The sequence below is a fragment of the Streptomyces sp. NPDC094147 genome, from assembly GCF_044764265.1.
In the GTDB taxonomy this organism is placed as follows: Bacteria; Actinomycetota; Actinomycetes; order Streptomycetales; family Streptomycetaceae; genus Streptomyces.
Map to the genome: position 1 here is coordinate 1 of NZ_JBIWHT010000007.1, position 12,264 is coordinate 12,264.

Genomic DNA, 12,264 nt, shown 5'->3' on the forward strand with positions numbered 1-12,264 from the left:
GACGCTTCCTTCGTACTCACCCTCTCGGGCTTTCCTCCGGGCGCTTCCCTTCGGTATTTCGTGTTCCCGACTCTATCAGACGCTTTCGTGTCCGACTTCTTCGGTGCCTTTCAGGTTCTCCCTCTCGGGTTTCCCTTTCCGGCGGCTCCGACTCTATCAGATCCTTTCGGGCCTGATTCCCGGTCTCCCGGGGCCAAGTCGGCTTGTCTTCCCGGCTGTTGGGCCGTTCGGACTCCCGAACTCTAGCGGACTTTCCCGGTTACTCGTAATCGAGTGTTTTCGGGCCCGATCGAATGGAATTCGGCATGCCGAATTCAGCCCCGGTCGGGGGATCGTGCTGAGTTGGGTTGCCGCAGAATCTGCGGCGGACGGTTGTTGCAGAACCGTACCGGCTCCGCGACAACTCGAAGAACCTTACGGATCGAGCGGGGCCGTGTCAACTCGGCCCCGGATGCCCTCAGTCCAGGTCGGTGAGGCGTCCGCCCGCGTCCGGCTGCGCGTGTTCCACCCGGCGGAGCAGGCGGATCAGCATCTCGCCGAGGACGCCGCGCTCCTCGGGGGACAGGTCCTGGAGGAGGTCCTCTTCGAAGTCGCTGGCCATCCGCATGGCTTCGAGCCACTTCGTACGGCCCTCGTCGGTCAGCTCCACGATGACGCGCACCCGGTTGCTCTCGTCGCGGTCGCGGGTGACCAGGCCCTCGCCGGCCATGCGGTCGATGCGGTGGGTCATGGCGGCGGGGGTGAGGCCGAGGCGCCTGGCGAGTTCGCCGGGGCCCAGGCGGTAGGGCTCCCCCGCCAGGAGCAGGGTCTTGAGGACCTCCCACTCGGCGTTGCTGATGCCGAGGGCGGCGACCTGGCGGCCGTACGCCACGTTCATCCGGCGGTTCAGGCGGCCCAGGGCCGAGACGACCTTCTCCACCTGGGGGTCGAGGTCGCGGTACTCCCGCTGGTACGCGGCGATCTGCTCGTCGAGGGTCGGCTCCTGCGGGCCGTCGGGCTCCGCGGGCTCGGTGGTCTCAGCCATGGCGCGAGTATGGCACGGGGTGCGTTGGCGTCTAAGTCCTTGAGTGTGTATTGTTAAGGTTCTAATTTTAGTGTTGAAGTCTTCAGGACTGAGCCCTTCAGGTTCAAGCCCTCCAAGCTCTTCCAGACCTCAAGGTGGTGAGTGTGACCAAGGCGATGGGTGCAGCGATGCGCCGGATCCAGGCAGGTAACGCGCTGAGCGCGTTTGGACTCGGGTTCACCGTTCCGTACCTCTATGTGTACGTGGCTCAAGTGCGGGATCTGGGTGCGACCACGGCCGGTGTCGTGCTCGCCGTCTTCGCCATGGCCGCACTCGTCGTGCTGCCGTTCACCGGCCGTGTCATCGACCGGCGCGGGCCGCTGCCGGTGCTGGTCGGCGCCGCGGTGCTCGCCTCCCTCGGCGCGCTGAGCATGGGCTTCGCCTCCAGCGTGCCCACGGCCGTGGCCTCGGCCGCGCTGCTCGGCGCGGGCACCGCCGTGATGCAGCCCGCGCTCGCCACGATGATCGTCTGGTGCTCCGGCACCGCGACCCGCACCCGCGCCTTCGCCATGCAGTTCTTCCTGCAGAACCTCGGCCTCGGCATCGGCGGCCTCATCGGCGGCCAGATCGTCGACAAGAGCCACCCCTCCAGCTTCACCCTGCTCTTCTCCATCGAAGCGGTGATGTTCCTGGTGCTCGCCGGGATCGCGGCCTCCGTGAAGATGCCGCACTCGGCGGTCCTCTCGGACGCGCGTCCCAAGGGTGAGCAGGGCTCCGGCGGCGGGATCCGGGCGATCCTCGGGCACCGGGCGATGGTGCAGCTGTGCGTGCTCGGGTTCGTGCTCTTCTTCGCCTGCTACGGGCAGTTCGAGTCCGGGCTCGCCGCGTACGGCACCGAGGCCGCGGGGGTTCAGCCCTCGACGCTGGGGATCGCGCTGGCCGCCAACACGGCCGTCATCGTGGTCGCGCAGTTCCTGGTGCTGAAGTTCGTCGAGCGCCGGCGCCGCAGCCGTGTCATCGCGTCCGTCGGTCTCATCTGGGCCGTGGCGTGGATCGCGGCCGGTTACGCCGGGCTCGGACACGGCAGCCAGGCGATGGCGACCGCCGCCTTCGTGTCGACGTACGCGCTCTTCGGGCTCGGCGAGGCGATGCTGTCGCCGACCGTGGCACCGTTGGTCGCGGACCTCGCTCCGGAGTCGATGGTCGGGCAGTACAACTCGGCGTTCGCGCTGGTCAAGCAGCTGGCGCTGGCGGTCGGTCCGGCAGTGGGCGGGCCGATGGGTGCCGCGCTGCACGGCCCGTACATCGTGACGTTCGTGCTCTTCTCGCTCGGCATCACCGTGCTCGCGCTGCGGCTCGGCAAGAACCTGACGCCCGCGCAGGACCATCCGTTGCGCGCGGGGGCCTCGCGCGTGGTGGCCGTGCACAAGCCCGAGGCCGAGCAGGTGCCCGCCTAAAGGCGCCTAGCGAGGCAGGGCGAACTCGCACCACACCGCTTTTCCGCCGCCCGGTGTGCGGCGCGAACCCCAGGACGAGGCGATCGTCGCGACGATCGAGATGCCTCGTCCTGCTTCGTCTGCGGGGTCGGCCCGGCGGCGGCGCGGCAGGTGGTCGTCGCCGTCCGTCACCTCGATGATCAGGCGGCGGTCGGTGCGGCGCAGCCTCAGGCGCATCGGCGGGGTGCCGTGCTGAAGGGAGTTGGCCACCAGCTCGCTGGTGGCCAGGACCCCCAGGTCGCGCAGTTCGACCGGGAAGCGCCAGGAGGCGAGGACGCCGGAGGCGAAGGCGCGGGCGCGCGGGGCCGCTTCGATGCCGCCGAGCAGGTCGAGCGCCGCGTTGTGGAAGAGCTCGGCGGCCGGGCCGGTGCGGGCCGGGTGCTGGCAGACCAGGACGGCCACGTCGTCGTCGTGTTCGGCGGTGACGCCGAGCGAGCGGATCAGGCGGTCGCACACCACTTGCGGGGTGCCGGCCGCGCCGGCCAGCGCCCGCTCCAGCGCGGCCACGCCCTCGTCGATGTCCTCTCCCCTGCGCTCGACCAGGCCGTCCGTGTAGAGGACGGCGGTCGCGCCGGGCGGCAGGGCGATGGTGCCGGAGGTGTGCAGCCAGCCGCCGGTGCCGAGCGGGGGGCCCGTCGGGTCCTCGGCGCGGTGGACGGTGCCGTCCTCATGGCGTACGAGAACGGGCAGGTGGCCCGCCGACGCGTACACCAGACGGCCCTCGTTGGGGTCGTGCACGGCGTAGACGCAGGTGGCGATCTGGCTGGCGTCGATCTCGGCGGCCAGGCCGTCCAGGAGCTGGAGCACCTCGTGCGGGGGCAGGTCGAGGCGGGCGTACGCCCTGACCGCGGTGCGGAGTTGGCCCATCACGGCGGCCGCGCGCACGCCTCGGCCCATCACGTCGCCGATGACCAGGGCGGTGCGGCCGGCGCCGAGGGTGATCACGTCGTACCAGTCGCCGCCGACCGCCGCGTCCGTGCCGCCGGGCTGGTACGTGCAGGCCACGCGCAGGTCGTCGGGCTGTTCCAGCTCCTGCGGGAGCAGGGAGCGCTGGAGGGTGACGGCGGTTTCGCGGTGGCGCCGTTCGCTGGCGCGGAGCCGCTCGGCGGCTTCGGCGTGGTCGGTGACGTCGGCGGCGAAGACGAGCACGCCGCCCTCGCTGCGGCCCGGGATCTCCACCGGCGTGCAGGTCACCGTGTACGAGCCGGCGCCCTGGGTCTTGCGGGACTTGACCGTACGGGGCTTGCCGCTGCGCAGCACCTGGTCCATCAGCGGGAGCAGGCCGAGCTCGGTGAGCTCGGGCGAGACCGTGGCGGCGGGGGCGCCGAGCGGGCGGGTGCCGAAGGCCGCGGCGTAGGCGTCGTTGACGTACGCGATCCGGTGCTCGGGGCCGTGGAGCAGGGCGACCAGGGCGGGGAGCTGGCCCAGGATGTCGCGCACGGAGAGCTCGTCCAGGGCGAGGGCCTGGGCCGCCTCCTCCGGCCAGGGATCCGGCTGCGGCCCGGATTCACCGCGGGCCGCGGGCACGGTGCCCCGGTCGGCGCGGTCGGTCCGTGCTGCGGAGCGGCGCTGCGTACCGGGGAGCCGGGCGCTCCAACGCGTGAAGTTCACGGTGTTCCAAGCCTCGTGTGTTGCTGCGGGTGCTGTGCTGCCGGTGCTGGTGCGGTACTGCTGGTCGCGGATCACTCTGTGCAGGTGTGGGTCCACCTATGGTCACACGTCCAGTGTGACCGACCGCACTGACAACCGTCAGTTCTGCTGGGGGGCGGGGCCCTTGGCGGGCGGGCCGCCGCCGGCCGCGATCTCGAATTCGGCGCGCGGGTGTTCCAGCGAGCCGAGCGAGACGATCTCGCGTTTGAAGAGCCCGGCGAGCGCCCATTCGGCCAGGACGCGGGCCTTGCGGTTGAACGTCGGGACGCGGCTCAGGTGGTAGGCGCGGTGCATGAACCAGGCCGGGTAGCCCTTGAGTTTGCGGCCGTAGACGTGGGCGACGCCCTTGTGGAGGCCGAGGGAGGCGACCGAGCCCGCGTACGTGTGGCGGTACTCCTTGAGCGGGGTGCCGGCCAGGGCCGCGGCGATGTTCCCGGCGAGCACCTTCGCCTGGCGTACGGCGTGCTGGGCGTTGGGCGCGCACTCCTTGCCCTTCTCTCCCCCAGTGCCGAAAGCCTGGGAGGTGCCCCCAGCCGTCAGGTCGGGGACGGCGGCGGCGTCGCCGGCCGCCCAGGCGTGCGCGACGCCCTCGACCCGCAGGTCGGCGGTGCACACGAGCCGGCCGCGCTCGTTCAGCGGCAGGTCGGTGGCGGCGAGGATCGGGGCGGGCTTGACGCCGGCGGTCCACACGACGGTACGGGTGGGGAAGCGGGACCCGTCGCTGAGGACGGCGACCCGGTTCTCGCACGAGTCGAGCCGGGTCTCCAGGCGTACGTCGATGTTGCGGGCGCGCAGCTCGCGGATGGCGTACCGGCCCATCTCCGCGCCGACCTCGGGCAGGATCTTGTCGCTGGCCTCGACGAGGATCCACTTCAGGTCGGCGGGCTTGACGTTGTGGTAGTACCGCGCCGTATAGCGGGCCATGTCCTCCAGCTCGGCGAGCGCCTCGACGCCCGCGTAGCCGCCGCCGACGAAGACGAAGGTGAGGGCGGCGTCGCGGATGGCGGGGTCGCGCGTCGAGGAGGCGATGTCCATCTGCTCGATGACGTGGTTGCGCAGGCCGATGGCCTCCTCGACGGTCTTGAAGCCGATGGCGTAGTCGGCGAGTCCCGGGACCGGAAGGGTGCGGGAGACCGAACCGGGCGCGAGGACGAGTTCGTCGTACGTCAACCGGACGGCGCCGGTGCCGTCCTCGGGCGAGGCGAGGGTGGTGACGGTGGCGGTGCGCGCGGCGTGGTCGATGCGGTCGGCCTGGCCGATGACGATCCGGCACTTGTCCAGGACCCGGCGCAGCGGGACCACGACATGGCGCGGGGAGATGTTTCCGGCCGCCGCCTCGGGCAGGAACGGCTGGTACGTCATGTACGGCTCGGGCGTGACCACGGTGATCTCGACGGCGCCGCTCTTCAGTCCGGCTTTCAGCTTCCGTTGCAGGCGCAGCGCTGTGTACATCCCGACGTATCCGCCGCCGACCACGAGAATGCGCGCAGGTTCTGTCACTACCCCATGACGCAACGGGCCCCGGGCTTTGTCCACAGGCTCGACAAATTGTGTGACTGGAAGGCACTGGTGCGGCGGGTGGTCCGCTCTTCTCTCCGGGGGGAGAGATGTGCAGGTCAGGGGGGAAGTGACACGTGATGTGCGGGGTCCGATTCCATCAGGTTTCGGTCCTTGGTCCGATCGGGGGGCACACCGTGCGGAAGAACCCCTTCTGAATTGACTCCGGCTCAACTATGTTCGTATCTCGTCGGAGTGTCGGGTCAGGGACCGGTCTCCGGCTGTCAGGGCGGGGAGTCTCCGGGGGGAGACGTTATTACCGGGGGATAAATGCACATTCAGGACTCTCATTGGCAGACCGCCGTCGCGGCGTCCGACGGCAATGGCCGGGTGGCCACGGGTCTGAACGCGGGCGGATCGCGTTCCGCGCCGCTGCGGGTGGACGCCCAGCGCAATCTTGAGCACGTGCTGCGCGCCGCGCGCGAGGTGTTCGGCGAGCTCGGTTACGGGGCGCCGATGGAGGACGTGGCCCGCCGGGCCAGGGTCGGTGTGGGCACCGTCTACCGGCGGTTCCCGAGCAAGGACGTGCTGGTGCGCCGGATAGCCGAGGAGGAGACCTCCCGGCTGACCGACCAGGCGCGCACGGCGCTCGGCCAGGAGGAGGAGCCCTGGTCGGCGCTCTCCCGCTTCCTGCGCACGTCGGTGGCCTCGGGCGCGGGCCGGCTGCTTCCGCCGCAGGTGCTCAGGGTCGGCGTCGACGCCGAGGAGTCCGAGGCCGTACGGGACGGTGCCGACGAGGCACGGGTGCCGCAGCAGCGTCAGGTCGGCTCGGCCGGACCGGCCGGCGAGCAGGGGCCGGGCTGGGGCCGGGTGATCGAGCCGCGGACGTCTGTGGAGCAGGACCTCGACGACGCGGGCGCGGCCGAACTGCTGGAAGTGGTCGGCCAGTTGGTGGACCGGGCGCGGGCGGCGGGCGAGCTGCGCGGCGATGTGACCGTCGCCGATGTGCTCCTCGTGATAGCCACGGCGGCGCCCTCGCTGCCGGATGCCACCCAGCAGGCCGCCGCGTCGGCGCGGCTCCTCGACATCCTGCTTGAGGGGCTCCGCTCCCGCCCGTCCTGAGTTCGGGCCGTTGGCTCAACTACCGCACGCACTGCGGTAGTTGAGCCCGGTGATCCATGGCGGCCGAGCCTGCGAACCTTCCCCGAAAGGGTGACGGCTAGTGCTCGGGTGCGGTAAGTCTCCCCGGATGAGTGGTTGCCGGGCCTGAGGCTCGGCTCCGCTTGCGCTCTTGTGGCACGCTTGCCCGGTGGTCGGGTCTGAGCGTGCTTACGGGAGCTTCCGCGATGGGCGTTGAAGAGCGGGACGAGTCGCGCTCAGGCGGCGGTCCGGAATCCGGCGGGTCGGACGGTGCGCCGCCGCCGTCCCGGCAGGTGCCGAACCAGGGCGGACCGGGCGGCTCGCCCGGCGGGCCCGCGCCCGTTCCCGGGCCGAGTTCCGGAGATTCCGCTTCCGGCGGCGGCGGTGGGCTCGGCGGAACGGTACTGCCGGGGCCCTGGGGGCCCATGGACGGCATCGGGGAGCCGGGCGCGAGTGTGCCGCCGCAGCGCGAGGGCGGGTTGCGCGAGGGCGCGCTGATCGAGATCGCGGAGGCCGGGAAGTCCGACGCCGATCTGATCCACGCGATGCGGGCCGGCGACGACAGCGCGTACGAGGAGCTGTTCCGGCGCCACTCGGGCGCGGTGCGGCGCTACGCCCGCAGCTGCTGCCGGGACGCGCACACCGCCGACGACCTGACGGCGGAGGTCTTCGCGCGCACGCTCCAGGCGGTGCGCGGCGGTGCCGGGCCCGAACAGGCCGTGCGCGCCTATCTGATGACGACCGTGCGCCGGGTCGCGGCCTCCTGGACGCGGACCGCCAGGCGCGAGCAGCTGGTGGACGACTTCGCGGTCTTCGCGCAGGACGCCGCGCGCTCCTCGGAGGTGTCCGACGACGACACCGTCGACCTCGGCGCCGATGTGCGGGCCATGCACGAGGCCGAGCAGACGCTGGCCATGCAGGCGTTCCGCTCGCTGCCGGAGCGCTGGCAGGCGGTGCTGTGGCACACCACCGTCGAGGAGGAGTCGCCGAGCGAGATCGCGCCGCTGTTCGGGCTCACCGCCAACGCCACGGCGGTGCTGGCCAGCCGGGCCAGGGAGGGGCTCAAGCAGGCCTACCTCCAGGCGCATGTGTCGACCGCGCTGACCTCCGGCGGGGACTGCGCGCACTATGCCGACCGGCTCGGCGCGTATGCGCGGGGCGGGCTGCGGATGCGGGCCGAGCGCGGGCTCAGCAAGCATCTGGAGGAGTGCGCGCAGTGCCGGGTGGCGGTCATCGAGCTCAAAGACGTCAACGCCGGGATTCCCGCGCTGCTTCCGGTCGCGGTCATCGGCTGGTTCGCCGCCGGGTTCTCGCTCAAGGCCGCCGGAGTGGTGGCGGGCGGCGCCGCCGGGGCCGCGGGTGCGGGTGCCGCGGCGGCCGCGACGGGCAGCGGTTCGTCCGGCAGTACGGCGGGGGGTGCCGCGGCCTCCGAGGGGCTCGGCGCCCCGGCCAAGGCCGGTATCGCGGCGGCGGTCGCCGTCGCGGTGGCGGCGGGTGTCGTGTTCGCGCTGACCGGCAACCACGCGGCGCCGCCGAAGCCCGACGCGAAGCCGCCGGCGGTGGCTCCGGTCGTACCGCGCAAGCCGCCGCCCGCGCCCCAGGCGCCCGCCCCTCCCGCGCCGGCGCCCACGCCTCCGCCCACGCCGGCGCGGAAGCCGTCCCCCCGGCCCACGCCGCCGAAGCCTGCGCCCCCCAAGCCGGCCCCGCCGCGCCCGACGCCGCCTCCCGGGCCGACGCCGCCGCCTCCCCCGCCGCCCGCCTCGACCGTGTACCAGGTGAACCGCCTGCAGTACGGGGTCTTCGGCGACGGCACCAAGCCCGAGGTGCGGCTCGGCGGGTCGAGCTGGCTGTGGCAGCGCTCGGGCATGCGGATCGGCGACAAGAGGTATCCGCACGGGGTGACCGTGCACGGCCGGTCCTCGGTGACCATCGACCTCAACCGCCAGTGCCGTACGTACGACGCCTTCGCGGGCCTGGACCGTCTAACGATGGGGCTCGGGCCGGTGCGGTTCTCGGTGTACGGGGACGGGACCCGGCTGTGGCAGTCGCCGGTGCTGAACGGCGGCGACCCGGCGGTGCCGGTGCACGCCGACCTCACGGGCCGCAGGACGATCCGGCTCGTGGTGGAACCGCAGGGCGCGTTCGCCGGGGCGGCGCTGGCCGACTGGGCCCAGTCGGAGATCAGCTGCCGGTGACGGGACGGCCGGTCAGGGCCCCGGGGCCGCCGCCGCGATCACGTCGTCCAGTACGGGTGGGACCTCCGCGGGCGTGAGTGCGGCGCCCCTGGCGTGCTCGGCCTCGTACGTCTCGGGGGTGAGCGCCCGGCGGGCGCGGGCCGTGACGGACTCCTCGATCGCCAGCTCCGGTACGGAACGGGGGATTGCGGCCCGCCAGGCGGTCGCCGCGGCCAGCACCCGTACGGCGCGGGCGTGCTCGCCGAGGTCGCAGAGGAACTCGGCCGCGAGCTCGGCCAGGTGGGCGAGGACCGCCTCCGGGCACTCGGCGCCGGCCGCCGTGCGCAGGGCGTCGGCCAGGCCCCGCAGGCCCGCAGGTGGGCCGGACTCGGCGGCGGTGACCCGGGCGTCCAGGGCGCCGAGCAGCGCGGTGAAGTGCACGGGGATCGTGCCGCCCCGGGTGGCGTCGCGGGCCCGGTCGCTCAGGGCGCGGGCGGCGGCGGTGTCGCCCCGGTCCAGGGCGATGGTGGCGAGCAGCGAGTGGACGTACGGCACGGCGTCGGGCGCCCGGTACCGCTCCGCCTCCGCCTCCGCTTCGGTGAGCGCCTTCTCGGCGGCCTCCATGTCGCCGGTCCGGTAGGCGAGTTCGCCGAGACGGGCGGTGAGGAACGGGGCCTCGTGGTGGGCGCCCAGCTCCCGGGCGAGGTGCAGCGCCTCCTCGTACGCGGCGCGCGCCCGCTCGGGCCGGCCGCGCGCCATCGCGGCCTCGGCGGCGGCACCGGCGACCTGCGCGCGCAGCCAGCGGTCGCCGACGCGGCGGCCGAGCTCGCTCAGTTCGGCCAGGTCGGCGTCGATGCCGTCGAAGCCGCCGGGGGCGTCGACGATGAGGTGGGCACGGAACAGCAGCGCCACGCCGGTCGCCCAGTCGTCGCCGTACCGGCGGCAGCTGGCGACGGCCGCGTCGACCGACTCGCGCATCGCGGCGGGCGTGTCGGTGAGGAAGGCCGTGAACGGCCAGAGCAGCCCCGGAAAGCGGGACGACTGCGGCCCGCCGACCCCGAAGGCCGCCCGGAGCTGACCGAGCCGCTCCTGCACGGCCGGGGTGGCGATCTCTTCGGTGGCGGCGGTGTCGGCGAGCAGGAAGAAGCGGAGCAGATCGAGGTGGAGCCGGGGCCAGTGGCGGGGGTCGCGCTCGTCGGAGGGGGGCGGCGAGAGAGCGCCGATGGCACCGGCCCAGGCGGCGCCCTCGGACCGGTAGTTGCGCAGCCACCAGAACCAGCCCATGGCCAGGGCGAGTTCGATGGCGGCGGGCTCGTCGGCGGTGGGCTCGTCGGTCGCGCGGCGCAGCGCGGCCCGGATGTTGTCCAGGTCCGTCTCCAGGCGCCGGATCCAGGGGAGTTGCTCGTGCGAGCGGATGCGGGGCTCGGCATGGCGGACCAGTTCGCGGTAGTACGCCGTGTGGGCGCCGGCCGCCTCGCGCAGCACCTCGGGGGTCTCGGCGGCCCGCTCGGCGGCGTACTCGTGGATCGTCTCCAGCATGCGGTAGCGCATGCCGGTGCCGTCGTCCGCGGGGACCGCGATGACCAGGGACTTGTCGACCAGCGCCGCGAGGTGGTCGGTGCCGGGGCAGACCGCCTGGGCGGCCGCGAGGTCCCAGCCGCCCGCGAAGACGGAGGCGCGGCGCAGCACGGCGCGCTCGGGTTCGTCCAGGAGGTCCCAGGACCAGTCCACGACGGCCCGCAGGGTCTGCTGGCGGGGCAGTACGGTGCGGCTGCCGCCGGTGAGGAGGCGGAAGCGGTCGTCCAGGCGGTCCGCGATCTGACGTGGCGTCAGCATCCGTAGCCGGGCGGCGGCCAGTTCGATGGCCAGGGGCAGTCCGTCGAGCCGCCGGCAGATCTCGGCGACGGCCTCGGGGTCGGCGTCCGGGTCGAAGTCGGGGCGTACGGCGCGGGCGCGTTCGGCGAAGAGGCGGTGGGCCGGGCCCGGCGGCAGCGGCTCGACCGGGCGGACCGCCTCGCCGGGAACGCCGAGGGGTTCGCGGCTGGTGGCGAGGACGCGGAGGTTCGGGCAGTGGGTGAGCAGCGTCTCGGCGAGGTGGGCTGCGGCGTCGATGACGTGTTCGCAGTTGTCGAGGACGAGCAGGGTGCCCGGACGCTGCGAGAGGTCCTCGATGAGGCGGGCGGTCGGATCGCCGGAGGCGGCCGCCTGGCTCTCCCGCCCCAGCAGGGCCGTCTCGCGCAGCCCGAGCGCGGAGACCACGGCGCCGGGGACGGCCTCGGGGTGGTCCAGCGGGGCGAGCTCCACGAGCCAGGCGGAGGCCGCCGGGGCGGTTCGCCGCGAAGGGTGGGTGTTCGCCGCCTGTTCCGCCAGCCGGGTCTTGCCCGTGCCGCCCGGCCCGGTCAGGGTGACCAGGCGGGAGGCGCTCAACTCCGCCCGGATCGCGGCCAGTTCGGTCTCACGGCCGACGAACGAGGTCAGGCGGGGGCGGATGTTGCCCGCGGATGACGGCGCGGGCGCGGGGTCCGCTTCCAGCAACTCGGCGTGCAGGGCGGTCAGTTCGGGTCCCGGGTCGGTGCCGAGGGACTCGGCCAGGGTGCGGCGGGTCGCCTCGTACGCGGCGAGGGCGTCGGCCCGGCGGCCCTCGGCCCGCAGCGTACGGATCACCTGGGCGTGCAGTGTTTCGTCGTACGGGTGCGAGGCGAGCAGTTCCGTCAGTTCGGGGAGCAGCGCGCCGGTGGCGCCGCGCCGGATGTCGGCCTCGACGCGGTCGCGCAGCGCGGCCCGGCGCTGGGCCTCAGGGCGTACGGCGGCGTCGCGTTCGGGGAGGTCCGCGAGGGCGGGGCCGCGCCACAGCGCGAGGGCGGCGCGCAGGGTGCGGGCGGCGGTCTCGGGGTCGCCCGCGGCGAGCTGGGCGGCGCCCGCGGCCGCCCGCTCCTCGAACTCGTACAGGTCGATCTCGTGCGGCGCCGCGGCCAGCCGGTAGCCCGCGGGGCCCGACTCGACGGCCTCCTTGCCGAGGACGCGGCGGAGCCGGCCGATGAGGGCCTGCAGGGCGGCGGGCGCGTCCTGGGGCGGATCGCCCGCCCATACGTCCTCGATCAGCGCGGGTACGGGCACGGGGCGGGTGGGGCGCAGGGCGAGGGCGGCCAGCAGGGCGCGCAGGCGGCGGCCGCCGAGGGGGATGGCGGTGCCGGTGTCGTCGTGCGCCTCCGTGGCGCCCAGGATCAAGTACCGCACGAGGCCATTGTGTCGTGCGGGCACGGGGGTTGGGTCCGGGGCCTTCCCGCAGGCCCGCTCCCCGCGT

General features: G+C 73.5%; 7 protein-coding genes. 3 read left to right on the forward strand and 4 right to left on the reverse strand.

What is annotated here, in order from left to right; all coding sequences use genetic code 11:
• Positions 1-457 precede the first annotated feature (457 nt).
• Positions 458-1,024, reverse strand: a complete 567-nt coding sequence (locus ACIQ8J_RS13380) for a MarR family winged helix-turn-helix transcriptional regulator (protein ID WP_403268879.1) — start codon at positions 1,022-1,024, stop codon at positions 458-460.
• Between the two features lie 155 nt (positions 1,025-1,179).
• Between ACIQ8J_RS13380 and ACIQ8J_RS13385 the strand changes: the two genes are divergently transcribed.
• Complete coding sequence (locus ACIQ8J_RS13385; RefSeq protein WP_403269670.1) at positions 1,180-2,460, forward strand: MFS transporter; 1,281 nt, start codon at positions 1,180-1,182, stop codon at positions 2,458-2,460.
• A gap of 6 nt (positions 2,461-2,466) precedes the next feature.
• Here the strand turns inward: ACIQ8J_RS13385 and ACIQ8J_RS13390 are convergent, their stop codons facing one another.
• Together ACIQ8J_RS13390 and ACIQ8J_RS13395 are read right to left on the reverse strand one after the other, a co-directional pair.
• A complete protein-coding gene (locus tag ACIQ8J_RS13390) occupies positions 2,467-4,110 on the reverse strand; it encodes a SpoIIE family protein phosphatase (RefSeq protein ID WP_403268882.1) in 1,644 nt (547 codons plus the stop codon).
• A 138-nt stretch (positions 4,111-4,248) separates the two neighbouring features.
• Entirely contained in the window at positions 4,249-5,649 is a 1,401-nt protein-coding gene (locus ACIQ8J_RS13395) for an NAD(P)/FAD-dependent oxidoreductase (protein WP_403268884.1), read from the reverse strand.
• A gap of 327 nt (positions 5,650-5,976) precedes the next feature.
• On the opposite strand from ACIQ8J_RS13395, the gene ACIQ8J_RS13400 reads away from it, so the two are divergent.
• Complete coding sequence (locus tag ACIQ8J_RS13400) at positions 5,977-6,768, forward strand: TetR/AcrR family transcriptional regulator (protein ID WP_403268887.1); 792 nt, start codon at positions 5,977-5,979, stop codon at positions 6,766-6,768.
• A 224-nt stretch (positions 6,769-6,992) separates the two neighbouring features.
• Positions 6,993-8,981, forward strand: coding sequence for a sigma-70 family RNA polymerase sigma factor (locus tag ACIQ8J_RS13405; protein WP_403268889.1), 1,989 nt, complete (start codon positions 6,993-6,995; stop codon positions 8,979-8,981).
• Positions 8,982-8,993: 12 nt separating this feature from the next.
• On the opposite strand, the gene ACIQ8J_RS13410 is transcribed toward ACIQ8J_RS13405, so the two are convergent.
• Positions 8,994-12,197, reverse strand: coding sequence for an ATP-binding protein (locus tag ACIQ8J_RS13410; RefSeq protein WP_403268891.1), 3,204 nt, complete (start codon positions 12,195-12,197; stop codon positions 8,994-8,996).
• Positions 12,198-12,264 lie beyond the last annotated feature (67 nt).